We start from the raw sequence: 26,191 nt of genomic DNA, 5'->3' as shown, positions 1-26,191 counted from the left end.
TGAAGTCTCAAAGATTACGCGCCATACACCGCGAGCATGCCGGAGATGAGCGCGAACATGACAAACCCCACGATGCCGCCCAGCACGACGATGAGCAGCGGTTCGACGAGGGCATTCAACCGTTTGACGGAGATATCGAGCATCTGGTCATAGATGTTGGCCGTCAGACCCAGGACCTTTTCCATTTCCCCGCTTTCCTCGCCCATGGCCACCATTTCCCCGGCCACGGAGGGGATGATGCGACGATTCTCCAGCAAGGCCTGGGACATGCGCTCGCCGTCCAGCACGCGTTCAATCATGGTGTCCAGCACCTTGGCGGCAGCCTGGTTGGTGATGGTGCCGCGCACGGTGCGCAGGCTTTCCACCAGGGGCACGCCGCTGGAATAGAGCGTGCCCAGGGTACGGCAAAGGTTCACCACCACCCCGCACTGGACGATGTGCTTGAACACCGGGACGTGGAAGACCAGACAGTCCACCAGATACCCCATGCCCGGCAGCCGGCGCAGGACCAGGATGAGCACCGGGATGGCCACGGCGGCGACGGCCAGTTCCGTGGTGTGGGTCTGGGTCCAGGCCGAGATGTCCATCACCAGCTTGGTGGCGGCGGGCAGCTTTTTGCCGCCCTTGAGCATGGGCGCGAATTTGGGCACCACCACCACAGCCATGACGATGATGGCCAGCACGGCCATGATGATGACCATGCTGGGGTAGATCATGGTGGTGACCAGCTTGCGCTTGAACTCCAGACGGGCCTCCATCTGGTCCGAAACGCGGTTCATGATCAGATCCAGCTCCCCGGACAGCTCGGCGGCCTCGATCATGCGTACCGTGGGGCCGGCGAAGGTCTTTTTTTCCGCGGCCAGGGCTTCGGAAAAGGGCACGCCGTCTTCCACGCGGTGGTTGATGCGCCGCAGCATGGCCTGCATGGGCTTTTTGCGGCTCTGTTCCCCGAGCACGCTCAGGGCCCGCACCAGACTGACCCCGGCCTCCAGCATCACCGAAAGCTGGCGGAAGAGCAGGGCCACATCCGCGGTTTTCGGGCCGCTGCTCAGGCCAAAGCGGGAGAGGTCGATTTCCATGTCCAGGATGGACTTGGCCCCGCCTTCGCCTTGCATGGGGCGGACGTCCAGGACAAAGACACCCCGGTCCCGCAGCATGGCCGTGGCCTCGGCAGCGGAAGCAGCGCTGATGACCGCGCTGGTCTGCTGGCCCGAGGCGTCCAGGGCGATGTACGTGAAGTCGGGCATGGCGCATGCTCCCTGGTGCTGCGGGGCTACCCGGCCACGGTGACGCGCAGGACTTCCTGCACGGAGGTCTGCCCCGTGGCCAGCCGGGGCAGGGCGTCCTGACGCATGGTGCGCATGCCGGCCTCCAGGGCCAGGGCGCGCAGGGCTTCGGCGGATTCGCCGCGCATGGTGGCCGCGCGGATGGCCGCGTCCACCACCATCATCTCAAACACGCCGGTGCGGCCGCGGTAGCCGATCTTCTGGCACAGGGGGCAGCCCACGGGCTTGTACCAGTGCAGATCCGGCTCTGGAGCCACCTCCAGCTGGTCCAGCAGCGCCGGCTCCGGAACATAGGCTTCCCGGCAGCGCGGGCAGAGCACGCGCACCAGCCGCTGGGCCAGCACGCAGGTGACTGAAGACGCCACCAGGAACGGCTCGCAGCCCATGTCCACCAGACGGGGCAGGGCGCTGGGAGCGTCGTTGGTGTGCAGGGTGGTGAAGACCAGGTGGCCGGTGAGGGCGGCGCGCAGGGCGATTTCTGCTGTTTCCGTATCCCGTACCTCGCCGACCATGATCACGTCCGGATCCTGGCGCAGGATGGTCCGCAGCGCCGCGGCAAAGGAAATCTTGCTGTTGTGCCCCACATGCACCTGGGTGATGCCATCCAGCTTGTATTCCACGGGTTCTTCGACCGTGGTGATGTTGATGTCCACGGTGTTGATGGTGGTCAGGGCTGCGGTCAGGGTGGTGGACTTGCCCGAGCCCGTGGGGCCGACAATCAGGATGATGCCATGGGGCCGGCGGATGAGTTCCTGGAAGGTATCGCAATTGGCCTGGGAAAGGCCGATGTCACTCAGGGTCAGCCGCTGTCCGGAGGAGGCCAGCAGGCGCATGACGACCTTTTCCCCATGGATGGAGGGCAGGGTGGAGACGCGGACATCCATGGGACGCGCTCCGCCTTGCTGCTGAAAGGCGCCGTCCTGGGGCTGGCGGGTATCGGCAATGTCCATGCCGGCCATGACCTTGATGCGTGAGACGAGGCTGGGCATCAGCGTGGTGGGAAAACGCTCCACCTCGCGCAGCATGCCGTCCACCCGGAACCGCAGCCGGCCGGAATCCTCCAGGGCTTCCAGGTGAATGTCCGAGGCTTTGAGCCGGATGGCCCGCTCGATGAAGGTGGCCACGATTTCGGCCGCGCCGGCGTCGGCGCTGGATTCCAGAATCCCGCGTTCGTAAATCCGCTCCACATGCTCCTTGAGCTTGCCGGCCAGGGCCACATGCTCCTTGATGCGCCGCCGGGCCCCGCGCTCCAGGAGTTTTCTGACCTGGATAGACAGGGGCGAGGCCACGGCCACGTGCAGGGTCTCCTCGTCCATGGCCAGGGGCAGCACGCCGTGGCGGCGGGCCAGGGATTCCGGCAGGAGTTCCATGGCCTTGGGATCCATGGAAAGCTCATCCAGGTTCACGTAGGCCAGGCCGGCGCCCTTGGCCACGGCGCGGGCCACGTCCTCCTCGGTCACATGGCCCAGGCGGACGAGGATCTGTCCCAGGGGCAGGCGTTCGCGGGACTTGATGCGCATGGCCTCGGCCAGCTGGGTCTGGTCGATTTTGCCTTCCTCCTGCAGCACGGCGCCCAGGAGCTGGCGAACGCTGGAGATTTCCTTGGCGGGCAGGCTGTGCATGGTGGATGCTCCTTGGGATCAGTAGCCCGGCGTGGCCTGGGCGGCCTGGGCGAGTTGCGCGGCCTGGGCGGCCTGGCCCCGATTGATGCGCGGCACGATGAGGGATTCGCTCTTGGCCATGCGCACGGCGGTGTCGCGGTCTATGTTGCCGTCCAGGAAGAGTTTGGCCAGGGACTGCTCCATGGTCTGCATGCCCTCGTTGCCCCCGGTTTCGATGAGGCTGTAGAGCTGTTCCTCCTTGCCGGCCCGGATGAGGTTGGCGATGCCCGGCGTGGTGCGCATGACCTCCACGGCGGCGTGCCGCGCCCCGCCCTTGCTGCTGCGCAACAGCCGCTGGGAGATGACGCCCTTGAGCACCCCGGCCAGCTGGGTGCGGATCTGACTTTGTTCCTGAAAGGGAAAGACGCTGATCATGCGCGTGACCGACGAGACCGCGTCGCGAGAGTGCAGGGTGGAGAAGACCAGGTGGCCGGTTTCCGCGGCCATGATGGCCGTGCGCATGGTGTCCAGGTCGCGCATTTCGCCCACCAGGATCACGTCCGGGTCTTCGCGCAGGGCGTCGCGCAGGGCTTCGCCAAACCCGGGGACGTCCACATGCAGCTCGCGCTGGGTCACCCGGGAGCGCTTGTTGGGGTGCACGAATTCGATGGGGTCTTCGATGGTGATGATGTGGTCGGCGTGGTGGCGGTTGATGGCATCGATGAGGGTGGCCAGGGTGGTGGTTTTGCCCGAGCCCGTGGGGCCGGTGACGAGGACCAGGCCGTCCTTGAGCTCGGTGAAGCCCAGCACCGCCGGGGGCAGCCCCAGCCCCTCCACCGACACCACCAGCGAGGGCAGCCGCCGCATGACCGCCGCCAGTTTGCCGCGCTGGTAGAAGATGTTCACGCGGAAGCGGGCCTGGTCTCCCAGAAAATGGGCCAGATCCACGGAGCGGGCTTCTGCCAGGGATTCACGCTGGCGCGGGGCGAGCATGGGCAGGAGGATGCCTTCCAGGTGCGCATGCGTGAGGTCGGGCAGGTCCAGGACCTCAATGCGGCCATGCACACGCACGGCCGGCGGGTGCCCGGCGCTCAGGTGCAGGTCCGAGGCCTCCAGATCCAGGGTGGCCTGCAGCAGATCTTCCAGGGTGGGAATCGCTTGGGTGTGTTGGCAGTGGCTCACCGGGTCACCCTCCGATCTGCACTTCGCGGATCAGACGTTTGGAGCTCTTGCCGTTCCAGAATTCCTGCACCGGCCGGCCCTCCAGATCATACAGCTCATCATAGGTGGCATTGTACTGGACCACGTGATTGGTGCCGTTGGTGTACCAGGGGTGGTCCGAGAGGGTGGGCATGAGCTGCTGGTTGTAGGGCCCGCCTTCCTCGGGATGGTTGATGATGTGCGCCGTGAGCACGAAGATGATCTCGCTGCGGGAATGAGTGGCGTCCTTGGTGGTGAAGAAGTAGCCGAGCAGGGGAATGTCCCCCAGAAGCGGGACCTTTTTATTGGTATCCGAATCCTTTTCCTTGATCAGTCCCCCGATGGCCAGGCTCTGGCCGGCCCTGGCCAGGATGATATCCTCAATGCGGGTGGAGGTGACGGAGTCCGTCTCGCCCACCTGGGCCACGTTGTTCACGTTGTAGTTGAACGGCGGGCCGCCACCCTGGTTGAGCATGCCGATATTGGCCACGATTTTCATGGTCACGGTGTTGTCCTGGTTGATGGACGGGGAGACCTCCAGCAGCACCCCCAGATCCTCCAGCGAATAGTCCGTGGAGATCTGGGCCGAGGTCAGCTGCCGGCCGGTGTCCGCATCGTAGGTGGCCTCGGTCACGGTGTAGCCCGTGCGCACGGGGACGGTATCGCCCTGGAAGAAGCGGGCCGCGGCGTTGTTGGCGGCGTACACCAGCGGCGTGGAGATGCTGCGCAGCCGGCCTTCCTTCTGCATCAGCTCCAGCTGGGCCTGCACGGTGTTGTTGATGTAGGAGAAGCGCAGGGTGCTTTCTTCAAGGCTGGAGCCCCCCAGGGCCGAGCCCAGGGCGCCGGGCAGGGCGCGGGTGATGGTGCCGGCGGTTTCGTCCAGCACGCCTTCGGGCGTCCAGGAAAAATCAAAGAAAGACTCGAAATCGTCGGAAAGGGACACCTCCAGGATCTTGCACTCCAGCAGCACCTGGGGCGTGGGGGTGTCCAGCTTGTGGATCAGCGCGCCGATGTCGGCCATGAGCCGGGTGTCCACACTGCGCACGAGGATGGCATTGCTGCGGGGGAAGACGGTCAACTGGGCCTTGGTCTTGCCCACCTGGAATTCCAGCAGATCCTGGGCCGTGACATGCCCGTCGCTCTCCACGATCTGGCGCAGCTTGCCCAGATCCTGGGTGCCCATCTCCACATTGCCGGCCTCCAGCACATCCTTGCCGGTTCTGCTGCGCTGGGTGTTGCGGTTTTGCTGCGAATTGCGGTTCCTGTTGGAGGAAGAGGAGGAACTGCCGCTGGAGCTACCGCTGGAGCTGTCGATTCCCTCGCCGATGCTGGGCAGTTTGTCCGTGCCCACGTGGCGGTAGCTGGTCATGTCGTCAGGCTCGTTATATTCCACCACGTCCACGTAAATGTTCTGGATGGCATCGGCCACGCCCAGGCAGGAGGCGTATTTGAGGGGAAAGAACTCGGTGCGCTCATCGCGGCGCAGCATGAGCTCGCGGCCGTATTCCTCCAGCTTCATCACGCGGATGACGCCGTCCTCCTCATTGAACCAGAAGTTGTAGTTCTTGCAGAGTACGGAAAGGGCCACCATGGGGGTGACGTTTTCCAGATACAGGGTGATGGCCGTGTCCATGATGCTTGGGGTGGCCACCACGTTCTTCTTGGTGGCCTCGGTAAAGAGCATGAGCACTTCCGCAAGCGGCGTGCCGCGGAAGTTGAACATCCTCAGACCGGAGCCGGACGCCGGCGCGGCAAACGCGGGCAGGGAGGCGTTTTCGCAGCACAGCGGCGCGCCAAGCACCATGCACCAGGCCAGCGCCGCAAGAATCACCCACGCGGAAAGGCGGGACATCAGAAGAAATTCCCTTCCACGACCATGCCGTCCTTCAATCTCAGCGCCATGCCCTTGTGCGAAATGCGTTCGACGGTGAACCACAGTGCGTCATCCTTGTTACTTTTGCCGTCCTTGAGAAAAAACTGCTCTTTTTCCCGCAGCACCACGCGGCCCCGGCTTTCCAACTCGGCCAGCACGCAGATGGACTGGCCGTTGTCCAGCACGCCAACCACCTTGAGCCGGGGGATGAGCCGCGGATCGCCCTGAAATGCCCCTTCCGGCGAGCTGCCGTCGAAGCGCACGCTGACCATGCCGGGCTCCTGCTGGGTGGGGGCGGCCTGGGAGGTTCGCGGTTGGGTGAAGGGGTTGCGGGCCCGCAGGGGCAGTTCCAGATTCACCGCATGCTGCAGGGGCAGGTTGGCCAGGCTGGGCGGAGCGGCCTCTGCATCGGTGGCGTTGTCGGTGGCGTTGGCCTCGGCCGGTGCCGCCGTCTTGTCCGGGGCCGGATCGGCCGCGCGGCTGGCTGCCGGGGTGGCCACTGTTCCCAGGCCCAGCGCCAGCGCAAGGACAAAAGCAGGTGCCGGGCCGGCCTGCCGGCCCGCGCCATCACACCGCCAGAAAGAATTCGACATCCACATGCCCGTCCTGCTCCTTGGCTTTGAGGATGATCAGCGATTCCATGCTGACCAGCCGGTTCATGCGGCCCAGATCCCGGATGAAGGCGAAGAAGTCGATGAAGTCTCCGGAACAGCGGACCTTGAACACAGCCCGATCCATGGTCTTGAACTCCGCGGCGACGTTCTTGGGCAGGGCGGTGGCTTTTTCCAGCGGCGTGGGCGTGATTTCGTGGACGCGGATCACGTTGTTGCGGGCCGCGTCGTTGACGCGGAAGATGATCTCGTCGCGCACCTCGCCCGTGGCCAGATACGCGGCCTTGAGGGCGTCGGTTTCCTCGGTCAGGGCCTTGAGCTTTTTCTCCAGGGGCGGAAGGGCCGACTGCGCCCGGCGGATGTCCACGGGCGTCTGGTTCAATGTGTTGATTTCTCCAACCAGGGCATTGTATTCTTTGACGGTCTTGTTCATTGCCGTCGAGGCCGGGTCATACATGTACTGCAGCCAGGTGAAGACGAGCATCATGTCCAGACCGATGGCCCCGAGGATGCGTTGTTTGTTGCCCAGTGCCGCCATCACTTGGCCTCCTCGAGACTGATGCGGATGCTGAATTCCAGCAGGGTGGCCTCCGGGGTGTTGCCGCCCGCGGCAGGCCGGGCCTTGGGATCGCCTTGCCCCTTGGCCGGCGTGGTCTTGACCAGCCGCGTGTCGCCAACAATGCTGGTATTGCGCAACTGCAGGAGATACTGGGAGATGACCGCCGAGGAGGTGCCCACGCCGTCCAGGGTGTAGGCGTCGTCGGAAAGCTGCTCGAAGCGCGTGAGCATGATTTCCGGCGGCGTGTCCTCCACCAGGCCGTGCAGCAGCTGGGCCAGCCGCACGGTGCGCATGGCGATATCCCCGCTGAGCATCTGTTTGAGCCGCTCCTTTTCCTGTGCATTGCGCTTGAGGGAGGCCTGTTTGGATTCCAGATCCCGCTCCTTCTTCACGTCCGCTTCGATATCTGCCTTCTGTTCCTTGAGGGCGGCCATGGAGTGCTGCAGATAGGCCGTCTTCATGCGCACGTGGAGCTGCAGGCCGGCCATGGTCAGCACGGCCAGACCCACGATGAGCGCCGGGAGGAACATCGGATTGGCCCGCAACCGGCTGGTGAAGGATTCGTGGGAATGCAGGAGCATGGTCCGATGCTCGTCCTTGCCCTGCATGGCCAGAACCCCTGCCCCCACGGCCTGCATGAACCGCGGGGAGAGCGGTCCCGGGCACTCGATGACATCCAGCTCGCCGGGCGCGCCGTACAGGGCCAGACGCTCCATGCCCCCGGCAGGGTCGGCCTCGGGCAGCATGCCCTGGGTGATTTCCAGGGGTTTCTCCTCCTCCCGGAGCACCCCGCCCAGCAGCACGGGCATGGCCTCGTGCGGGTCGCACAGCTGCTGCATCAGCCGGGGCAGGGCCTGATCCAGGGGTTCGCCGGGCAGCATGGATTCCATGGCAAAGCGTTCCGCGCCGGCATCGCTGATGCGCGCGCCGTGCAGCTCCTGGCCGGAGGAAAAAGCCAGGATTTGCAGGGCGTCGGAAGGGGGCAGGTCATCATTCCCGGCCTGGCCGCCCACCCTGGGCAGCTGGGCCACCAGCTCGCCCGTGGAGTAGGCGAAGCACTCCGGCGGCAGCACGCCCACCAGACGCTTTTTGAACTCCCCGAGGATGGCCGTGAGGTTGTCGTGATATTTGCGGGTGATGGCAAAGGCCATGGCCGGCACGGTGAGCAGGGCCTGTTCGTCCTCGTCTTCGAAGGCAAAGAGATCTTCGGGGGACTGGACCAGGGGGAGGTAGGAAAAAAGATGGGATTCGCGGGCAATGTCCAGCCCGGTGCACAGTTCGCCGGCTGCGGCCTGGCGCAGCAGTCGGTCCAGCACGGCTGGCTTGGGGCTGGCGGCCTTGCCGCGCCTGCGTTTGCCCGTGGCCAGGGGTGGCAGGGCCAGATCCACCTGCATGCCGCGCACCTCGGGGCTGACGATGACCACGTTGCGCAGGGGCGCGGGCAGACTGCCGCCGGGGGCGTCCAGCCGGGCCAGCAGGGCCTGGATGCGTGGCCGGACCCTGAGAGGCGGGGCGTTCACCTCCACCTCGGCAAAGCGGACCACCCGGAGCCGCGCACCGTGCGGCTGCAGGGCCACGCCCTGACAGTACCGTTCCCCCATGACCAGGGCCAGCACGCCGGCCCCTCCGCCGGCAATGGCCCCTTTGAGCCGGCCCAGCTTGCGGGCCCCCCTGGCGGCCAGGGAACCGGCGGCCAGGGATCCGGGGCCGCCGGGAATGCCCGGAACAGGCTGGGCGTGCGGAGCAGACACCATGAACTACGACCCTCCTCAAGGCGCGGATGCGCCGGATGCGGGGTGCACGGGAGCCGCCTTGCGCCGGCGCAAGGCATGAAGGCATGAAGTCCGGGACCGGCGCCGCGACGCCGGTCCCGGAGGCTGAGGGTTGGAGGCTGTGGGTATGAGCGATGGAACGACTGGTGGATCAGACCTTCAGGTTAGGTTAGATGGAGATCCAGTAGTCGTTGTCGTTGTCGGGCCACTTGTGGCCTTCGGGGCAAGACAGGTCGAAGTTCCACTTTTCCTGGGCGGTCAGGTCGAAGGTTTCCTGGCGGCCGTTGGCGGTTTCTTCCCCGGTTTCCACCACGCCGTCGCCGTCAACGTCCGTGGCTTCCTGAACCGTGCGGGTCGCCGTGGAAGTACCAGTGGCAATGTCTTCCAGCGCGGCAACATAGGCTTCGGTGCGGGGCAGGATGAGCACGTAGTTGTTGTACTTGACCGTGTCGGCGTTCTGGATGCCGCCGGGGCAGAGGGCCGCGGCCTGGATGAAGCCTTCGGTCACCAGGGAGGAAACGTCGCTCACGCCGAGCATGATGCGGCCGTACCAGAAGGGGTTGCCGGCAGCGCTGTTGATGCCGGTGGTGATGTCAGCAGCGGTAGCGGGCATGGCGCCGCCAACGGAAGCCACCAGGTCGCCATCAGCAAGCGTGTTGGAAGCCATGGGTTGTTCGTTGGCGCCGATGTAGTCGCGGACCGTGGAAATGCCCCAGGTCTTGAGTTCGGCAGCTTCGCCGGTCTGCAGGGCGCGGATGCCGTAGCCATTGCGCTGCACGAAGTCGGGATGCAGTTCGCCAACGGTGCCTTCCACGGGGTCGCTCTCGGTCATGCCGCCGGCAACAATGAAGATACCGTCGACAGTCTCGGTACCAGAAGTCGTGGTGGTGGTAGAGGCCGCAGCGGTGGTGTCGGTATGCACCAGGTTGGTGAGGTTGTTGGGCAGGCGGCCCTTCTGATCAAGGTAGAGCTTGGTGAAGTAGCGGATGCCCTTGTTGTTGGAGTCGCAGACCGTATCGACGGCGCTGTCGGTGATGCTGCCGAGGCGGGGGAGGACCATGCCGAGCAGGAAGCCCAGGATGACCAGCACGACCAGCAATTCCATGAGGGTGAAACCGAGTTCAGACTTGCGACGGGTACGAATCGAATACATCTGTTCTGCCTCCTGTTTTTGCAGAACTGCGGCTCGCGTCGTCCACCCTCAGGACCGGGCACGGGCCAGAAATTTCCTCTCCTTGGTTAGAATGTCCTATGGCCTCTCGCCATGCAGGACCCTGCGCACACAGCCCACTCCCATGCAGACCATGTGTTGCATGCTCGTCATTACAGATCCGCCAGCTCCGCCGGCGCGTCGTGCGGTCAGGCACTCGCGCGCAGGCTAGCTGATTGCGCCGCAGGCGGTCTTGCCGCCCGGCTCCTGCCCGATCTCCGGACCAGGGGCGGACGACGCGCCCTGAAAGTCCACCACAAAGCGGTAATCCTTGCCGCAGTGGATGATGACTTCCTTCTGACGCTTCTTCAAAAATCGCATTTCAATGCGCAGCTGGCCGTAGCCATCGTGGTTGAAAAGATCCTTGTACAACGCGCCCAGGGTGTTCAGGATGACCTCGTGCCCCTGGTCGAGCCCCTTGACGATGACGACGACGGTTTCGGCGTCTGGCCGGACCTCGCGTCTGCAATCTGGCAACCCTTCCATGTCCTCGCTCTGGGTCCTCGCTTGTTGGTGCTCAGGTTTCCACACCCCTCGTCTGTCTGCCTGAGGCAGCCTGTTTCGACCTGGATTCCGGCGGCGGCTGGGGAGAAGCCGCGCGGGCGCTCGCTCGTGCCTGCTGCCCATGCCTGCGGCACTGGCGAATCACATTGGCGAATCACACTGGCCGGAATCGCGCTGCCGGCGGGCCGGGCCTGTTGCGAGCTGGCCCGGCGCTGGTTCTGTATGGTCCCGGCCGGGAAGGTCGCGCCGGGGCCGGCGGCAGTCGAACCATCACCTCGAAGCCTCACAGACGGGGCCGCCCCGAGAGGGACCTCGCCTTGCTCCGCTGGGCCGCCACGGCTGCACCGGTGGGGTGCTGCACAAGGCGGCCATCTGCCGGTGCGGAGGGGGCGGGCTGTCGCCTGTGCCTCCGGGATGCATCTGGGTTGCGCACCTGAGTTGCACGCTGGCCGTCTTGCCCTCTTGCTCGTGCACCGGCAAGATCGTTCCTATTGAATTTGAAATTCGTTGTCAACAAAAACCTGGACAATTTTCACACGATTTGGCACAAAGTCACATCTCGCTATATTTATGTGAAAAATTAGCCACATTGGCGTGCATCAAGATCGCGGCGTGTTCCCATGGCGCGGTCAGGAGGAGGCTCACATGGTGCGGAATACAGTGCGGAGGCAGGGTGGCCGGAAGGGCTGGGGGACTTCCGCTGTAATGATGCTGCTTGGATGCGGATGCCTGGCGCTGCTGCTGGCGGGGTGCGCGGAAAAGAAGCCCGCCAGCCCCGTGGCCACGGAGGTGCCAGCCGCGGCCGGCGCGCCGGCAGCCTCGGGCGAGCCGGTGACGCCTGATCCCGGCCCGGCCAGCCCGGTGAATCCGGCCAGCCCCAATGCCACGGCCGGCCCCGCAGGGCTCCCCGGGGATCCTGCAGGGGCAAACACCGTGCGCCTGGAGCTGCGTCACGCCGTGGCCCAGCTGGTGGAGGCCAAAAACAAGCGGGATGCCCAGGCCATTCTGGCCTGTTACGCGCCGAATGCCAGGGTGATGACCTGGGCTCCCGGCCAGGGGGCCGGCGGCGGGGATGTGATGGCTTCCCTGGAACAGTACAAGGAGATGCTGCCAGCCAAGGTGGAGGGCTGGAAGACCGTGGACCGGCAACACCTGCTGGAGTTCGTGGACTCGCCCAGATTGCACGGCAACGAGCTGTGGGTGGAGTACATCGTACGCATCCACGAAATGCATCAGGGCGGGCCGGCAGAGGTGCGGGCCCGGTTTTCGGCCCGGATGGTCAAGCACCAGGGCCGCTGGCTCATGCTGGAGGAGCGCTACGCCAAGGCGCAGTGAATGCTCGGGGCACGAGCGGAATCGCCCCTCCACGGAGGTGTGGAGGGGCGGTTTGCAGCAGGTTAGCTGTTCGCGTTCCCGTTCTCAGCGTACACCTTGTCCAGAATGGCCTTGCCGCCGGCGGCCAGGACCTCCTGGGCCAGGGCGAGGCCCAGGGCGAAGGCCTCGTGGGCCGGGCCTTCCAGCTGTTTGCGGACGGTCTCGCCGGTGTCGGGGTCAGCCACCAGGCCTTCCAGGTGGACGGTTTTGCCGTCCAGGACGCCATGGGCCGCAATGGGCACCTGGCAGCCGCCATTGAGGCCGGTGAGGAAGCCGCGTTCGGCCTCCACGGTGATGCGGGTGGGCGGATGGTCCAGGAATCCCAGCAAATCCAGCACGTCCGCATCGTCCTGGCGGTATTCGATGCCCAGGGCGCCCTGGCCCACGGCGGGCAGGAAGTGCGGCGGGCCAAGCTCCTGCATGTGCGGGGCGGTGAGGTTCAGGCGGCGCATGCCGGCCGTGGCCATGACGATGGCCGCAAACTCGCCGCCCAGGAGCTTTTTGAGCCGGGTGTCCACATTGCCGCGCAGGTGCTCCAGCTGCAGGTCTGGCCGCAGGGCCTTGAGCTGGCACTGTCGGCGCATGCTGGAGGTGCCCACCACTGCGCCTTGGGGCAGGCTTTCCAGGGTGGGCCAGTGGACGCTGAGCAGGCAGTCCGTGACGCGTTCACGCGGGGGGACGATGCCCAGCACCAGGCCTTCGGGCAGCTCCACGGGCACGTCCTTCATGGAATGCACGGCCAGATCGGCCCGGCCATCCAGGAGGGCGTCTTCAATTTCCTTGACGAACAGGCCCTTGCCGCCAACCTTGGCCAGGGGGACATCGAGGATCTTGTCGCCCTTGGTCTTGAGCACCAGCAGATCCACGGCCACGGCGCGGCCATGGCGAAGCTCCAGCTGGGATTTAATGTGGTTGGCCTGCCAGAGGGCGAGTTTGGAGCCGCGGGTGGCGATGACGAGTCTGCGCATGACGGCCCGGTTACTTGCAGGTGGCGCAGCTGCCGCCGCTGCAGCTGGCGCAGGCGCTGCGGGAGGAAGGGCCGGCCGCCGGGGCGGGCACTGCCTGATCCTTGTACGGGAACGGCCGCGGCCCGGTGCGGAACTGGCAGCAGCTGATGAGTTTTTCGGTCTGCGTGCTGCCGCACTTGGGGCAGGTCACGGTGGCGTCATCCTTGAACACCAGCTCTTCGAACTCGCGGCCGCAGTCGCCGCAGCGGTACTCGAAAATCGGCATGACAAATCTCCTCGTCGAACGTGCAACGGTAGAATCGAAGGTGGCAGCGGTACGCTCAGGAGCGTGGCCGGGCGGAGAGGTAGGGCTCCAGCTCCAGCACCGCCTCAAACAGAAAATGATCCACCAGCCGGCACAGGCAATGGCCCACGGCGATGTGCACTTCCTGAATCAGGGCCGTGACCTTGGACGGCACAGCCACCAGATAGTCGCACAGGGGGGCCATTTCCCCGCCGCTTTCCCCGGAAAAGCCCACGGTCAGGCAGCGTTTTTCCCGCGCAGCCTTGAGGGCCTGGACCACGTTGGCGCTGTTGCCCGAGGTGGAAAAGGCCAGCAGGGCGTCCGCCGGACTGGCCAGGGCCTGGACCTGCTTTTTGAATACCAGATCGTAGCTGTAATCGTTGCCGATGGCCGTGAGGATGGAGGTGTCCGTGGTCAGGGCGATGGCCGGCAGGGGAGGGCGCTCCATCTGATAGCGGTTCACCCATTCTGCGGCCAGGTGCTGGGCGTCGGCAGCGCTGCCACCGTTGCCGCAGAGCAGCACCTTGCCACCCTCGGCCAGACGCAGGGCAATGTGCCGGGCAATGTCCACCACCTGCTGGGCATGGTTCTGGAAAAACGCGGTGCGCAGCACGGCGCCTTCCTGGCCATGGGTCAGGACCATGGAGAGTGCGTTGTCTGACATGGCGGTACCTTCTTCCGGATTCCGGCACGATGGCGTGCATCAAAGGAAAGGAACCCACTACTCCATGCGCCGGCGTTAGGCAATGCCGGGCGCCTGGGCCGGCCGGGTCCCGTTCTGGTCCTGCGCCTCTTCCTGTGTCGCCTCCTGGGTTGCCGCCCGAACCACCACCCCGGCATAGCCCACCACCTGGGTGTAGTCGCCGCTGGCCTCGCCGGAGGTGGTGTAGGCCACCAGTTCCGGCGGTTGCGCGCCCAGCTCCCGGGCAATGGCCAGCCCCAGGGTCATGGGCAGCACGCCGCACATGCTGATATGCGCAGTGCGGACGGTGGTGTAGAGCCCCTCCGGGTCCAGGGCCAGGATGCGGTTGATGGCGAGTTCATCCTGCGTGGCGGCCACCTCATGCGGCAGGTAGTGGCTCATGTCCGAGCTGACGAGCATCGTCACCGGCTCGTGCCAGGCACGCAACACGCCGGCCATGGAGTGGGCCACGGTCAGCAGGGTGCGCAGGTTCGGTTCGGCCACGGCCAGGGGCACGATGCGGCAGTGCGGATTGGTCTGGATCAAGAAGGGCAGCAGCACTTCCAGGGAGTGTTCGCCGCGGTGGGCGGCCTGATCCGGCGTCAGGCTCGGCTCGGCCCGGAGCAGGGCCTGGGCCAGGGCTTCGTCCACGGGCACGTCGGCACCGGGGATGCGCCAGCCGCCCTGGGCCCAGAGGGAGAGCGCCGCCCCCTGTCCGGTGTGGTTTGGGCCGAGCAGGAGCATGCAGTCCGCCAGGGGTGCGGCAGCCAGGGTCTTGCCGGCCACGTCTCCAGAATAAAAATAGCCGGCATGGGGGACCATGGTCAGCAGGGCGCGGCCTTCTCCCGCACTGTGCGCCTTGCCTGCCAGGTGCGCCCCCAGGGCCAGGCGGGTCTGGACATCCTGCCGCAACAGCTCTGGAGAGCCGTCATAAAATCTGCCGGCAACGACGGGCGGTCTGAGCATGGCGCACACTCCTGATGATAAGGACTCCATGTACCATAGTCCCGCAATGGCTGGAGTCAATGCTTGAGCTGGAGCCTGCGAGAGAAGGCGCCCATGGCCCTGCTATCGGCGTTGCGCGGAACGCTGCTACATTGAGGGGGATGTGGTGTACTGACTCAGGCCTTCTTCGAGTTTGGCGCCCTTGAGGTCCATGGCCGCCATGCGGCCGAAGTGGGAAGTGGGCATCTGGGTGGCCAGTTCTTCAAGAATAGCACGCCATTGGCCTTCGTCCTGCACCTTCTTGTACAGCTGGGCGGTGCGGTAGCGCATGGCCGGCCAGCGGGAATCTGACGGGTCCAGGCGTTTGCCATATTCAATGGCCCACTTGAGGGCATCCCTGGGCCGGCCGGCCACGTCGGCCACGTCCATGAGCATCTGCATCAAATCCATGACCTTGGCCGGGTCCTCGCCGGTTTCCAGGAAGCTGGTCAGGGCTTCGAGCCCGTATTCATAGGCCGGCTTGAGATCCTGGCGTTTGCGGGCTTCCATGGCCAGGAAGTATTTGGTGTAGGCGATGCGGTTGATGCCGAGGTCCTGCTTGTCGGCCAGTTCCTGCCAGATGGAGGCGCTTTTTTCAGGAGACTGGAGATTCTCGTAGGCCAGGGCCAGGGCGTAGTCGAACTCGTCCTTGACCTTGGGGGAGAGTTCCCAGTCCTGGACGATTTCGTTGAGCGCCACGATGCTGTCCCAGGCGCGGGCGTCCAGGTGGATGGTGGTGGCCAGCTGCAGGGCCATTTCGCTTTGCTCCGGCATGCCGGGGCGGGTGAGCAGGGGTTCCACGATGGAAAGCGCCCGGGCCGGCTGGCCGACTTTCATGAAGGCCAGGGCCATGGCCGTCTGGGTGGAAGGGGGCAGTTTGTCCAACTGCTTGGCAATGGCCGGGTGATCGTTGCAGAGCAGTACCACGCCGGCATAGTTTTCCTGGCTGACCTGCTGGGCGATGATGGTCTGGAAAGCCTGGGCAGCCACATCCATGACCTGGGGCACCAGTTCGTGGGAGGGCCATTTGGTCAGAAAATCTTCCACATCGCCCAGGGCCTCGCGTTCCTCGCTGTTGAAGAGCCGCCACATGGCCAGCTTGAGCCGGGCCAGGGGGGCGATGGTGGAATCGGGGTGCTCCTTGAGAATGCGCTCATAGATGTCCACCGGGTGCATGGAAAATGGCTGGTCGAACACGGTGAACATTTCCTGAACGGAGGGCGCGTCGTGGATGCCGTTTTCCGCAAGGCGCATGAGGGCGATGAGGCCACCGTCCTTGTCATGATATTTGGTGGCGCACTGGGTGTAGATTTCCCGGGCTGCGGCCGTGCTGTTCTGGCCGGTGTACACGTCACCGATGCGGGCGAGGACGATATCGGCGTCGTCGCCTTCGGGGTCGAGGTTGTAGTAGGTCCAGTAGTTCACGCGGGCGCGGTCCCAGGCCTTGTTGCGGGCGGCGATGTCGCCGTTGAGCTTGAGGATGGGCGGGTATTCCACGTAGAACCGGGGCCAGCGTTTGTCCAGGTAATCGGCGATTTGCTGGGCCTGCTCGTTGTAGCCGAGTTTGTAGAGCGATTCGGCCAGGGCCACGGCGGATTCGCGGACGTGACGGGAGTCTGGATATTGCTGCACCACGAACTGGAATTTGTCCGCGGCTTCCTGGTACTGGCCGCGTTCGAAGAAGTCCTTGCCCTGGTAGTAATACACGAGGGGGACGCTGGGATCGTTGGGAAATTCCCGCAGCAGGATGCCAAAATACGCGTCGGCTTCGGGCTGGTTGCCAACCTTGAGGTTGATCAGCCCGAGTTTGAGCAGGGCTTCCGGTGTGCGGGTGGATTTGGGGTTCTGGTTCATGGCTGCGGAAAGCAGCGAGGTCAGGGTGTCGTAGTTGCCGCGGTAGTCTTCCTTGGCTTTGGCAAAGTGGGCGTCGGCCAGGGAGTACAGCACTTCTTCCACATACTTTTTCGGCAGTTGTGGATGGTCGCGCAGGGCCATGAACAGGGCGATGGCCGGATCGTAGTCCCCATTGACCATGGCTGCCCGGGCGCTGTTCAGGACGCCGGCGAAGTTCGGCACAAAGGGCTTGGAGGCGTTCTGTTCGCCTTCGGGCGGGGAGAGGGCCCTGAGGGCCTCATCCGGCGTCATCAGCCAGCCGTCGTCTTCGGGCTCTTCCGCAGTGGCTGCGGCCGTGGGAGACGCAGCAGGCGTGGCGGTGGTGTTTTGTTCGAGCATGGGCGCGGCCGTGGCCGTGGCGTTGGGGGTACCGGTCCGTGTATCAGCCTGGGCTTCGGCCTGGGAGGCATTCCCTTCCGGCATTGAAGTACCGGAGGCCGCGGGTTTTGCGGGCTGGTCCGCAGCCGGTGCGGGCGAGACAGGGGGGGTGCCGGAAGAGGCATTGGCGGCTGGGGCCCCAGTCTTGCCACCAGGGACCGGATCGCCAAACTCGCGCTTGACCACCGGGGCGCGCATCCGCCAGTGGTCCGCACTGCCCGGGGCCGGGGCCGCCCCGGCACTCGGCGGTGCCGCGGGGGCCTGCGGCACAGGGGCGGGCGCAGTGCGAGGCTCGGCTTCAGGCTCAGGTCGCGGTGGTGCTGCGGCAGTGACCCGGGGCGTGCTTTCTTCAGGGGCCGAAGCCGAGGCCGAGGCGGGCGCAGGCGCGGGGGCTGTGGCATTGCGCGCGGCTGTGGCATTGTCGCCGCCCGGGATCGCGCCAGAGTCCGTGTTCGTGCCGGGGCCAGGGTTTGTGACTGGAGCTGGGCTCGTGCTTGGGGCCGGGGCCGCCCCGGTGGCGTTGCCAGGCCTTGCGGCGGTGGCGTTATCCGCCGTCGTCGCGTTCTGGGCCAGTTGCGCGTTCTGGGCCAGTTGCGCGGGCTGGGCCGGCGGGGTCCACTGCGCGCCCAAGGGGTCGGCAAAGATGTCGATGGTCAAAACATTGTCATTCAGCTGGTGAATGAAGCCAAAGGACGGCGAGGCGAGCTCAATGCGCACCCCCTGGGGCGTGGCCTCCACCCGTTTGACCAGTTTGCCCGCACCCGCGCCGGGACGCAGGGCCCTGGGCTGCTTGCCGCCCAGACTGTCTGGCGGCAGGGATAACTGCATGGAGGTGCGAGAGTCGCGCAGCAGATTGTACAGGGAAGGCGTGGCCTCCAGGGTGATGGTCAGCTGCTCGTGCCCCTGGACCGGGCGCAAGGAAAAGGACGCCGCTCGCGCCGCGGCAGGGGAGAGCAACACTGCCGCCAGCAGCGCCAGCGCCAGGGTGCACTTAACGGGCAAGGCATTGCGATGAAAGGAGAAAGGCAGGCGCGCCAGCATGGCGGACGCTCCTCTCCACAAGGACGTTACCAGAACAAGCGGTTGGCTGCCCCACCCCTGCACGCCCTGAGCCTGTCGTCTATGTGCCTGATGCTGCGCGTTCATGTCCTGGCTCTATGCAAAAGCTGTGCAACATTGCGTTGGTGCATGGCTGGCCGCGCCTCACTCCTCCCATTGCCGCTTCTTGAGCTTCTCAATGAGGGTGGTGCGCTTGATGCCCAGAATCTCAGCTGCCTGATTCTTGACGCCGCCGCTCAGTTCCAGGGCCTCCCGCAACAGCCGCTCTTCCACGGTATCCAGAAATTCCTTGAGTCCCAGATGCTGCTCGCGCAGATCCTTGAGCGCTGGCCAGACGAATCCGGCCGGTGCGGCCTCAATCACACGTTTTGGGGGTTCAACGCCCACTTCGCGCAGAATTTTTTCCGGCAGATCTTCCGTGGTGATGGCGTCGCCATCGCACAGGATGGACAGCCGTTCCATGAAGTTCTCCAGCTCTCGGACGTTGCCTGGCCAGGAGTAGCCCAGGAGCATGTCCCGGATGTTGGGCTCCAGCGTCAGGGTGGGGCGGCATTTCTTTTCGCAGAACCGGCGCAGAAAGCTCTCGGCCAGCAGGAGGACGTCGCTGCCGCGCTCGCGCAGGGGAGGCAGGTGCAAGGGAATGACGTTGAGACGGTAAAACAGATCCTCGCGAAACCGGCCGGTGCGGACTTCCTCTTCCAGGTCCCGGTTGGTGGCGGCCACAATGCGCACATCCACCTTTTTGGCCCCGGCACCGCCCACGCGCTCGTACTCTTTTTCCTGGAGCACGCGCAGGATCTTGACCTGGAGCGAGAGCTCCATCTCGCCGATTTCATCCAGAAAGATGGTGCCGCCGTCAGCCAGCTCAAAGCGTCCGGGCCGGGAGCGGATGGCGTGGGTGAAGGCCCCTTTCTCATGCCCGAAGAGTTCGGATTCCAGGAGTTCCTTGGGGATGGCCCCGCAGTTGATGGGCACGAAGGGTTTGTCCCTGCGCAGGGAGTTGGTATGCAGCGCGCGGACCATCAGCTCCTTGCCGGTGCCGGATTCGCCGGTCACCAGCACGGTGGAGTCCGTGGGAGCGACCTTGGCCATGACCTTGAAGAGGTCGCGCAAGCCCTGGCAATTGCCGATGATGTTTCCGGCGTTAAAGCTCACGCGGCATCCTCCTCCTCACAACAACAGGCTGCGGCAGACAGTTGCGACAACACGGTGCTAGGGCAAGTTTCCGGCAACCAGGATTCCGACTACGGTTGCAGGAACATCCAGTATGAAAACTATGCGGCGAGGTCAGCATCCTGTCAAGGTTCTGACGTCAACGGGAACATAGCATAATCTCTAGACAAAATCTATCCCCCTGCCATGCCAAAAAAAACGCTCCGGCAGGAGCGTGTGGGAGCGGGGAAAACAGGGGGAGGCGTTCACACCACCATGTCCAGCACCACGCCGTTCATTTCGTCGATAGTGTGTATTGTCGCAATGTTGGCTTCAAACCCACGCTGCCAGGAAATCATGTCCACCATTTCCCGGACCAGATCGGTGTTGGAGGCCGGCACGGTCTGCCACTGCACTTCCATCTGCTGGGTTTCAGGGTTTTCCAGGGGCTGCAGGGATTGCACGTAGCCGCCATTGGTCGTGCTTTGGGTGATATCCGCCACGGCCACTCCGCCGGAGCCTGCGGCCTCGGCCAGGTGAATCTGGCTGGCGCGGAACTCGGGCGTGTTCACGTTGGCGATGTTGTTCGCCGTGACCTGCATGCCCACGGAAAAGGACTGCAATGCGGAAATGGGCGCGTCCATGTTCATGGCGGAACTCCTTGCGACTGCCTGGCGCCGGTCGTGCGTGCATCTGAGGCCTGACTCTCCCATGCAGCATGCCCGAAAAGCTCGTGCAGTCAAGTCCTCGTTTCAGTAGTATAGCCATCAGTCCGCCGGCAGCAAGTGTGCTGGCGGCACACCCCGCAAAAGGAGCGAGCATGCGAACGGGAACGGTGCACACAGCGGCAGGCGAATCGATCGTCTATGTGGAACATGGCCAGGGTGAACCCCTGGTGCTTGTCTCAGGCTGGGGGGGAGATTACCGGGGCTGGGAGGCCGAGCTGAAATACTTCGGCAACTCCATGCGCTGCCTGACCCTGGAACACCCCGGCCTGCCTGCCGGCCCCCTGGCCACGCCTCTGCCGGAAGAAGGCTGCAGCACCGGGGCCCTGGCCGACCGCATCGCCGCCGGCTTGAGGGCTCTGGGCATCGGGTCCGCGAACGTGCTGGGCATGTCCATGGGCGGAGCCATTGCCCAGGAACTGGCGCTCCGGCATCCAGAGCTGGTCCGCCGGCTGGTGCTCAGTGGTACCTTTGCCCGGCTGGACCCGCGGGCCGCCCGGGCCCTGGAGGCCGGCACCAGACTGCTGGCCGCCGGCGACACCGTGGCCGCCCTGCAGATGATCTACTGGCTGGTCTTCGGGGCCCGCTTTCACCGCGAGCACCTGGCCGAGCTGGACGCCCTGCTCCTGGCCGGACTGGAGCAGCCAGTGCCGCTGGAAGTGTTCCAGTATCAGGCGGCAGCGTGCATCAGGCATGATACGGTTGGCCGACTGGCAGATATCGGTTGTCAGACACTGGTGACTCATGGCGAGGACGATATCCTCGTCCCCCTGGAAGGCGCCCGCCAACTGGCTGCCGGCATTCCCGGCGCGCGACTGCTGGCCTTTGCGGAATGCGGGCATTGCCATTTGTGGGAAGATCCCGTGCGCTATCGGCAGGCGGTGCAGGGCTTTCTGGCCGGATGAACAGCAGGTGACGACAAAATTGACAAAAAGTTCACACTTGCCCGGGGGTGGCAATCTGGACATGGATTCAACGATTGTTTAAGAGTGTGCCGTCCGCATCCAGGCGTGCCCTGGAGCCGTTGCGGGCGTATTGGCCGGGCCATCCCGTTGTGCACACCCTTAGTCAAAGCCGTCTTCCATGCCGAACCTGCCGCCAGATCATCCGGACACCAAGGACCGCCTGCTGCACGCCGCGGGGGAGTGTTTTGCAGAAAAGGGATTTCACCGTACCTCGCTGCGGGAAATCTGCCGCAAGGCCGGGCTCAACGTGGCCATGGTGAAGTACTATTTTGGGGACAAGGCCGGCCTGTACGGCGCGGTGCTGGAGCATTGCCACCAGTGCGGCCCGCCGCGCTTTGTGCAGGAGCTGGACCAGAACGCGGTGCTGCCCCCGGAAGAAAGGTTGCAGCGGTTTGTGCGGGCCATGATCCAGCGCGCCCGCGGTGGGGTGCGCCCTGCCTGGTGCGGGGGCATTCTGAACTGGGAGCTGGTGGAGCCCACGGAACTGCGGGCCGAATTCGTGCGCCGGGAGCTGCGGCCCGTCTCCCAGCTGTTGCTGGATCTGGTGCAGGAGCTGACCGGGCCGGAGCTTTCGCGCAGGGAGTGCATCCGTTGCGCCCTGTCCATTGTGGGGCAGTGTCTGCATCATCGCACGGCGGCCCGGAACATCGCCCTGCTGTATCCCGATTATGAATACACGCCGGCCGAGCTTGATGCCCTGGCTGCGCACATCACTGCCTTTTCCCTGGCCGGCCTGGCCGCCCTGCGGGCTCCCCGCGGGTCACGTTCACCGCTTCAACAGGATTGAGTATGCGAGTTGTCTGCGTCTGTGTGCTTGTTGGTGTCCTGGCGTGGGCCTCGGCCGGGTTTGCCCAGGGCAAGGGGACCCCGCAGCCGGCCCCGGTGCTGGAGGCTGTGGCTGCCGTGGAGTCGGTGCCGGAAGTGGTGGCGGCCGTGGGCAATGTGGAGGCGGCCAACACCGTGTCCATCAAGGCCCGCATCAACGGGGAACTGGTCAAGGTGCACTTTGCGGAAGGCCAGGAGGTCAAAAAAGGGGAGGTACTCTTTACCATCGACCCCCGCCCCCTGGAAGCCGAGGTGCGCCAAGCCAAGGCCAATCTGGAGCGCAACCAGGCCCTCATGCGCAAGGCCGAGGAAGACAACCGTCGCTACGAGCGTCTGGTGAACGAACGCATCATCAGCCGAGAGCAGTTTGAGGAAAAAATGACCAACCTGGCCGCCCTGCAGGCCCAGGTCAAGGCGGACGAAGCCGCCGTGGAGTCCGCCCAGGTGGAGCTGACCTATGCGGTGATCCGTTCGCCCATTGACGGCCGCACCGGGCAGACCCTGGTGGACGAGGGCAACATGATCAAGGCCAATGCCGACGAGGCCATGGTGGTCATCCAGCAGATCGAGCCCATTTTTGTCCAGTTTTCCGTGCCCGAAGCCCGGCTGGCGGAGGTCATGGCCCGGTTCAAGGAGGCCGCGCTGGAGGTGCGGGCCGCACCGCCTGGGCAAGAACAGCAGCAGGCCGAAGGCGCGCTGACCTTCATTGACAACACGGTGGATCGCAAAACCGGGGCCATTGCCCTCAAGGCCAGGTTTGAAAACAAGGACCACCGCCTCTGGCCCGGGCAGTTCGTCAATGTGCAGATGGTGCTGGGCGTGCGGGACAAGGTGGTCACCGTGCCCTCGCAGGCCATCATGGCCTCCTCCCAGGGCGATGCGGTGTATGTGATCAAGGATGACAATACCGTGGAATTCCGCCCGGTAAAGACGGACGAGCAGCTCGGCTCGGGGCTGGAAGGCAAGGCCGTGGTGGAGAGCGGGCTCTCGGGTGGGGAGCGGGTGGTTACCGACGGGCATTTGCGTCTGGCGCCCGGCCGGCCCGTGGAAGTGCGCAATGCGCCCCAGCAGGCTGGCGGCGCGGCCGGGACGGAAGCCCTAAATGGCAAAGCCGGCGCCTCGCAGGCCGGGGGCGCACAATGAACCTGTGCGAACCGTCCATCCGTCGCCCGGTGGCCACCACGCTGGTCATGCTCGGGCTGTTGCTTTTTGGGGTCATGAGCTACCGGGTGCTGCCCGTGAGCGACCTGCCCGCCGTGGACTTTCCGACCATTTCCGTCAGCGCCAGCATGCCCGGCGCAGACCCCGAAACCATGGCCAGCACCGTGGCCACGCCGCTGGAGCGAGAGTTCGCCACCATTTCGGGCATTGATTCCATCTCCTCCACCAATTACCAGGGCAACTCGCGCATCACCCTGCAGTTCAACCTGGACCGCAACATCGACGCCGCGGCCCTGGACGTGCAGGCGGCCATCTCCAAGGCCCAGCGCGCCCTGCCGGACGACCTGCCCGCGCCGCCGTCCTTTCGCAAGGTGAACCCGGCGGATCAGCCCATCTTTTATATTTCCATGGCCTCGGACACGCTGCCCATGTCCCAGGTGGATGAGTATGCGGACACCATGATTGCCCAGCGGCTGTCCATGCTGCCGGGGGTGGCCCAGGTTTCCATTTATGGATCCAAGAAATACGCCGTCCGCGTGCAGCTGGACCCCAAGGCCCTGGCCTCGCGCGAGGTGGGCATTGACGAGGTGGCCGAGGCCATCGACAACGCCAACGTCAACCTGCCCACAGGCACGCTCTACGGCGCGCACCGGGCCCTGAACGTCCAGGCCTCGGGACAGTTGATGGACGCCAAAGCCTACCGTCCGCTCATCGTGGCCTGGCGGGGCGGGGCGCCCGTGCGACTGCAGGACATGGGCGAGGTGATCGATTCCATTGAGAACGACAAGGCCATCACCTGGCGGGCCGGCCAGACCTCCATCGTGCTGGCCGTGGAACGCCAGCCCGGCGCCAACACCATCGACGTGGTGGACAGCATCAAGAAGCTGCTGCCGACCTTCGAGGCGCAGATGCCGGCGGCCATCTCCATGGAGATTCTGTACGACCGCTCCGAGTCCATCCGGGAATCCGTGGACGACGTGAAGTTCACCCTGGTGCTCACGGTCTGTCTGGTGGTCATGGTCATCTTCGTGTTTTTGCGCAATGTCCGGGCCACCATCATCCCCAGCCTGGCCTTGCCCATGTCCATCGTGGCCACCTTTGCGGTGATGCACCTGATGGAGTTTTCGGTGGACAACCTCTCGCTCATGGCCCTGACCCTGGCCGTGGGCTTTGTGGTGGACGACGCCATCGTCATGCTGGAGAACATCGTCCGCCATCTGGAAATGGGCAAGCCGCCCCTCAGGGCCGCCCTGGACGGTTCGGCGGAAATCAGCTTCACCATCATTTCCATGACCATCTCCCTGGCCGCGGTGTTTATCCCGGTGTTGTTCATGGGTGGCATTGTGGGCCGGCTGTTTCACGAGTTTTCCGTGGTTATTGCGGCGGCCATTCTGCTGTCGGGCTTTGTGTCGCTCACGCTCACGCCCATGCTTTGCGCCCGGTTCCTCAAGCCGCATGACCACGCTGCCCGACCCAACCTGCTGCTGCGGGCCACGGAACGGGTCTTCGACGGTCTGCAGGCCCTGTATCGGATGACGCTGGACATCAGCCTCCGGCTGCATCCCCTGACGTTTCTGATCTCCCTGGCCGTGCTGTACGCCACGGTGCATCTCTTCCAGATAATGCCCAAGGGTTTTCTGCCCAGCCAGGACACGGGGCAGATCCAGGGCTTTACCGAGGCGCAGCAGGGAGTGAGTTTTGACAAGATGGTGGAGTACCAAAAGACCCTCCACGAGATCCTGAACAAGGACCCGGCCATCCGGACGTATATGTCCAGCGTGGGCGCGGGCGGCCCCAACGTCTCGGGCAACAACGGCCGGCTGATGATCCGCCTCAAGGGCCTGCACGACCGCAACGAGACCGCCGACGAGATCATCCGCCGCCTGCGGCCAAAGCTGAACAAAGAGCCGGGCATTCAGGCCTTTCTGGTCAATCCCCCGGCCATCAACATTGGCGGTCGTGCGGCCAAGGCCCTGTACCAATACACCCTGCAGAGCCCGGATACCCAGGAGCTTTACCGTGTGGCCCAGGAGATGGAGGGGCTCTTCAAGACCCTGCCGGAAATCCAGGACGTTTCCAGTGACCTGCAGCTCAAGAATCCCCAGGCCCGCGTGGAGATTGACCGGGACAAGGCCTCGGCCCTGGGCGTCTCGGCCCGGCGCATCGAGCTGGCCCTGCAGTCGGCGTATGGCACGCGGGAAGTGTCCACCATCTATGCCCCAAGTAATCAATATTCCGTGATCATGGAGCTTTTGCCCCAGTACCGGCGGGACATGGATGCCCTCTCCCTGCTGTACGTGCGTACGGCCGACGGCAATCTGGCCCGGCTGGACACCCTGGCCCGCATCACCTCGGGGGTGGGGCCCATGCTGGTGAACCATACGGGACAGCTGGCCTCGGTGACCATCGCCTTCAACCCCCGGCCCGGTGTTTCCCTGGGCCAGGCCGTGGCGGCGGTGGAAAAGGCCTCGCGCGGGGTGCTGCCGGACTCCATTCATGCCAGCTTCCAGGGCACGGCCCAAGCCTTCCAGGACTCCCTGAAGGACATGGGGCTCCTGCTGTTCATGGCCGTGGTGGTGATCTACCTGATTCTCGGCGTGCTCTACGAGTCCTTCATCCACCCGCTGACGATCCTCTCCGGCCTGCCGTCCGCCGGCTTCGGGGCCCTGGTGACCCTCTGGCTCTACGGCTTTGACCTGAATCTCTACGGCTTTGTCGGCATCATCATGCTCATCGGCATTGTCAAGAAAAACGCCATCATGATGATCGACTTCGCCCTGGAGGCCCAGCGGGATCAGGGCCTTGCACCGCGGGAGGCCATCCGCCAGGGCTGTCTGGTCCGTTTCCGGCCAATCATGATGACCACCATGGCCGCCATCATGGGCGCCATGCCCATCGCCGTGGGGTACGGCGCCGGCGGCGACGCCCGCCAGCCCCTGGGCCTGTGCGTGGTGGGCGGGCTGGTGGCCTCGCAGCTGCTCACCTTGTATATAACCCCGGTGTATTACATGTACTTCGACAAGCTGCAGCGTCTGCTCTCGGGCGGCGCGGCCCGTCCCGCCGAGGCCTGAGCGGGCTGACGGCACCATCTTCTGATCCAAAAAAGGGAGACGCACGGCTGCGCCT

The 26,191-nt window shown here is 64.8% G+C and carries 21 protein-coding genes; 5 read left to right on the top strand and 16 right to left on the bottom strand.

Annotated features, from left to right (window positions below; translation table 11 throughout):
* Positions 1–14: 14 nt before the first annotated feature.
* From ACYQ00_RS03995 to ACYQ00_RS03955, 9 genes are all read right to left on the bottom strand, one after another.
* Positions 15–1,247, bottom strand: a complete 1,233-nt coding sequence (locus ACYQ00_RS03995; RefSeq protein WP_460030886.1) for a type II secretion system F family protein — start codon at positions 1,245–1,247, stop codon at positions 15–17.
* Between the two features lie 26 nt (positions 1,248–1,273).
* Entirely contained in the window at positions 1,274–2,908 is a 1,635-nt protein-coding gene (locus ACYQ00_RS03990) for a GspE/PulE family protein (RefSeq protein ID WP_460030885.1), read from the bottom strand.
* A gap of 18 nt (positions 2,909–2,926) precedes the next feature.
* Positions 2,927–4,069 carry a type IV pilus twitching motility protein PilT gene (locus ACYQ00_RS03985; RefSeq protein WP_460030884.1) on the bottom strand — a complete coding sequence of 381 codons (1,143 nt, stop codon included), beginning with the start codon at positions 4,067–4,069 and terminating at the stop codon, positions 2,927–2,929.
* Between the two features lie 4 nt (positions 4,070–4,073).
* The gene (locus tag ACYQ00_RS03980; protein WP_460030883.1) at positions 4,074–5,939 is read right to left on the bottom strand and encodes a type II secretion system protein GspD; all 1,866 of its coding nucleotides are present in this window, start codon (positions 5,937–5,939) and stop codon (positions 4,074–4,076) included.
* The gene (locus ACYQ00_RS03975; RefSeq protein WP_460030882.1) at positions 5,939–6,559 is read right to left on the bottom strand and encodes a hypothetical protein; all 621 of its coding nucleotides are present in this window, start codon (positions 6,557–6,559) and stop codon (positions 5,939–5,941) included. Before ACYQ00_RS03975 ends, ACYQ00_RS03980 begins: the two co-directional genes overlap by 1 nt.
* Complete coding sequence (gene pilO / locus ACYQ00_RS03970) at positions 6,528–7,109, bottom strand: type 4a pilus biogenesis protein PilO (protein ID WP_460030881.1); 582 nt, start codon at positions 7,107–7,109, stop codon at positions 6,528–6,530. The genes ACYQ00_RS03975 and pilO overlap by 32 nt, the downstream gene beginning before the upstream one ends.
* Positions 7,109–8,884, bottom strand: a complete 1,776-nt coding sequence (locus tag ACYQ00_RS03965) for a PilN domain-containing protein (protein ID WP_460030880.1) — start codon at positions 8,882–8,884, stop codon at positions 7,109–7,111. Before ACYQ00_RS03965 ends, pilO begins: the two co-directional genes overlap by 1 nt.
* 187 nt (positions 8,885–9,071) lie before the next feature.
* Positions 9,072–10,055 carry a type II secretion system protein gene (locus ACYQ00_RS03960; RefSeq protein ID WP_460030879.1) on the bottom strand — a complete coding sequence of 328 codons (984 nt, stop codon included), beginning with the start codon at positions 10,053–10,055 and terminating at the stop codon, positions 9,072–9,074.
* A gap of 225 nt (positions 10,056–10,280) precedes the next feature.
* Positions 10,281–10,589 (bottom strand): hypothetical protein, encoded by a 309-nt coding sequence (locus ACYQ00_RS03955; protein ID WP_460030878.1) that lies wholly within the window; start codon positions 10,587–10,589, stop codon positions 10,281–10,283.
* A 672-nt stretch (positions 10,590–11,261) separates the two neighbouring features.
* Between ACYQ00_RS03955 and ACYQ00_RS03950 the strand changes: the two genes are divergently transcribed.
* Complete coding sequence (locus ACYQ00_RS03950; RefSeq protein ID WP_460030877.1) at positions 11,262–11,951, top strand: nuclear transport factor 2 family protein; 690 nt, start codon at positions 11,262–11,264, stop codon at positions 11,949–11,951.
* A 62-nt stretch (positions 11,952–12,013) separates the two neighbouring features.
* On the opposite strand, the gene hemC is transcribed toward ACYQ00_RS03950, so the two are convergent.
* From hemC to ACYQ00_RS03915, 7 genes are all read right to left on the bottom strand, one after another.
* The gene (hemC, locus tag ACYQ00_RS03945; protein WP_460030876.1) at positions 12,014–12,958 is read right to left on the bottom strand and encodes a hydroxymethylbilane synthase; all 945 of its coding nucleotides are present in this window, start codon (positions 12,956–12,958) and stop codon (positions 12,014–12,016) included.
* Positions 12,959–12,968: 10 nt separating this feature from the next.
* Positions 12,969–13,223 carry an FmdB family zinc ribbon protein gene (locus ACYQ00_RS03940; protein WP_460030875.1) on the bottom strand — a complete coding sequence of 85 codons (255 nt, stop codon included), beginning with the start codon at positions 13,221–13,223 and terminating at the stop codon, positions 12,969–12,971.
* 55 nt (positions 13,224–13,278) lie between these two features.
* Positions 13,279–13,905 (bottom strand): D-sedoheptulose 7-phosphate isomerase, encoded by a 627-nt coding sequence (locus ACYQ00_RS03935; RefSeq protein ID WP_460030874.1) that lies wholly within the window; start codon positions 13,903–13,905, stop codon positions 13,279–13,281.
* 75 nt (positions 13,906–13,980) lie between these two features.
* Entirely contained in the window at positions 13,981–14,889 is a 909-nt protein-coding gene (amrB, locus tag ACYQ00_RS03930; RefSeq protein WP_460030873.1) for an AmmeMemoRadiSam system protein B, read from the bottom strand.
* Positions 14,890–15,015: 126 nt separating this feature from the next.
* Positions 15,016–18,219, bottom strand: coding sequence for a tetratricopeptide repeat protein (locus ACYQ00_RS03925; RefSeq protein ID WP_460030872.1), 3,204 nt, complete (start codon positions 18,217–18,219; stop codon positions 15,016–15,018).
* Positions 18,220–18,381: 162 nt separating this feature from the next.
* Complete coding sequence (locus ACYQ00_RS03920; protein ID WP_460030871.1) at positions 18,382–19,392, bottom strand: sigma-54 interaction domain-containing protein; 1,011 nt, start codon at positions 19,390–19,392, stop codon at positions 18,382–18,384.
* Between the two features lie 263 nt (positions 19,393–19,655).
* Entirely contained in the window at positions 19,656–20,039 is a 384-nt protein-coding gene (locus ACYQ00_RS03915) for a flagellar basal body rod C-terminal domain-containing protein (protein ID WP_460030870.1), read from the bottom strand.
* A 170-nt stretch (positions 20,040–20,209) separates the two neighbouring features.
* Here ACYQ00_RS03915 and ACYQ00_RS03910 point away from each other — a divergent pair, with 170 nt between their 5' ends.
* The 4 genes from ACYQ00_RS03910 to ACYQ00_RS03895 all read left to right on the top strand — a co-directional run bounded on the left by ACYQ00_RS03910 (position 20,210) and on the right by ACYQ00_RS03895 (position 26,136).
* A complete protein-coding gene (locus tag ACYQ00_RS03910) occupies positions 20,210–21,019 on the top strand; it encodes an alpha/beta fold hydrolase (RefSeq protein ID WP_460030869.1) in 810 nt (269 codons plus the stop codon).
* Positions 21,020–21,197: 178 nt separating this feature from the next.
* Positions 21,198–21,866 (top strand): CerR family C-terminal domain-containing protein, encoded by a 669-nt coding sequence (locus ACYQ00_RS03905; protein ID WP_460030868.1) that lies wholly within the window; start codon positions 21,198–21,200, stop codon positions 21,864–21,866.
* A gap of 2 nt (positions 21,867–21,868) precedes the next feature.
* On the top strand, positions 21,869–23,047 hold the full coding sequence (locus tag ACYQ00_RS03900) for an efflux RND transporter periplasmic adaptor subunit (RefSeq protein ID WP_460030867.1): 1,179 nt from the start codon (positions 21,869–21,871) through the stop codon (positions 23,045–23,047).
* Positions 23,044–26,136, top strand: coding sequence for an efflux RND transporter permease subunit (locus ACYQ00_RS03895; RefSeq protein ID WP_460030866.1), 3,093 nt, complete (start codon positions 23,044–23,046; stop codon positions 26,134–26,136). Before ACYQ00_RS03900 ends, ACYQ00_RS03895 begins: the two co-directional genes overlap by 4 nt.
* The last annotated feature ends 55 nt before the right edge of the window (positions 26,137–26,191 follow it).

Source organism: Megalodesulfovibrio paquesii, from assembly GCF_054653055.1.
This window is presented reverse-complemented; position numbering and strand designations above follow the sequence as displayed.

Bases quoted from the DNA above. Each gene is read 5' to 3' on its own strand.
- ACYQ00_RS03995 (WP_460030886.1), bottom strand. From the start codon at position 1,247: ATGCCCGACTTCACGTACATCGCCCTGGACGCCTCGGGCCAGCAGACC.
- ACYQ00_RS03990 (WP_460030885.1), bottom strand. From the start codon at position 2,908: ATGCACAGCCTGCCCGCCAAGGAAATCTCCAGCGTTCGCCAGCTCCTG.
- ACYQ00_RS03980 (WP_460030883.1), bottom strand. From the start codon at position 5,939: ATGTCCCGCCTTTCCGCGTGGGTGATTCTTGCGGCGCTGGCCTGGTGC.
- ACYQ00_RS03975 (WP_460030882.1), bottom strand. From the start codon at position 6,559: ATGTGGATGTCGAATTCTTTCTGGCGGTGTGATGGCGCGGGCCGGCAG.
- pilO (WP_460030881.1), bottom strand. From the start codon at position 7,109: ATGGCGGCACTGGGCAACAAACAACGCATCCTCGGGGCCATCGGTCTG.
- ACYQ00_RS03965 (WP_460030880.1), bottom strand. From the start codon at position 8,884: ATGGTGTCTGCTCCGCACGCCCAGCCTGTTCCGGGCATTCCCGGCGGC.
- ACYQ00_RS03960 (WP_460030879.1), bottom strand. From the start codon at position 10,055: ATGTATTCGATTCGTACCCGTCGCAAGTCTGAACTCGGTTTCACCCTC.
- ACYQ00_RS03950 (WP_460030877.1), top strand. From the start codon at position 11,262: ATGGTGCGGAATACAGTGCGGAGGCAGGGTGGCCGGAAGGGCTGGGGG.
- hemC (WP_460030876.1), bottom strand. From the start codon at position 12,958: ATGCGCAGACTCGTCATCGCCACCCGCGGCTCCAAACTCGCCCTCTGG.
- ACYQ00_RS03940 (WP_460030875.1), bottom strand. From the start codon at position 13,223: ATGCCGATTTTCGAGTACCGCTGCGGCGACTGCGGCCGCGAGTTCGAA.
- ACYQ00_RS03935 (WP_460030874.1), bottom strand. From the start codon at position 13,905: ATGTCAGACAACGCACTCTCCATGGTCCTGACCCATGGCCAGGAAGGC.
- amrB (WP_460030873.1), bottom strand. From the start codon at position 14,889: ATGCTCAGACCGCCCGTCGTTGCCGGCAGATTTTATGACGGCTCTCCA.
- ACYQ00_RS03925 (WP_460030872.1), bottom strand. From the start codon at position 18,219: ATGCTGGCGCGCCTGCCTTTCTCCTTTCATCGCAATGCCTTGCCCGTT.
- ACYQ00_RS03915 (WP_460030870.1), bottom strand. From the start codon at position 20,039: ATGAACATGGACGCGCCCATTTCCGCATTGCAGTCCTTTTCCGTGGGC.
- ACYQ00_RS03910 (WP_460030869.1), top strand. From the start codon at position 20,210: ATGCGAACGGGAACGGTGCACACAGCGGCAGGCGAATCGATCGTCTAT.
- ACYQ00_RS03905 (WP_460030868.1), top strand. From the start codon at position 21,198: ATGCCGAACCTGCCGCCAGATCATCCGGACACCAAGGACCGCCTGCTG.
- ACYQ00_RS03900 (WP_460030867.1), top strand. From the start codon at position 21,869: ATGCGAGTTGTCTGCGTCTGTGTGCTTGTTGGTGTCCTGGCGTGGGCC.
- ACYQ00_RS03895 (WP_460030866.1), top strand. From the start codon at position 23,044: ATGAACCTGTGCGAACCGTCCATCCGTCGCCCGGTGGCCACCACGCTG.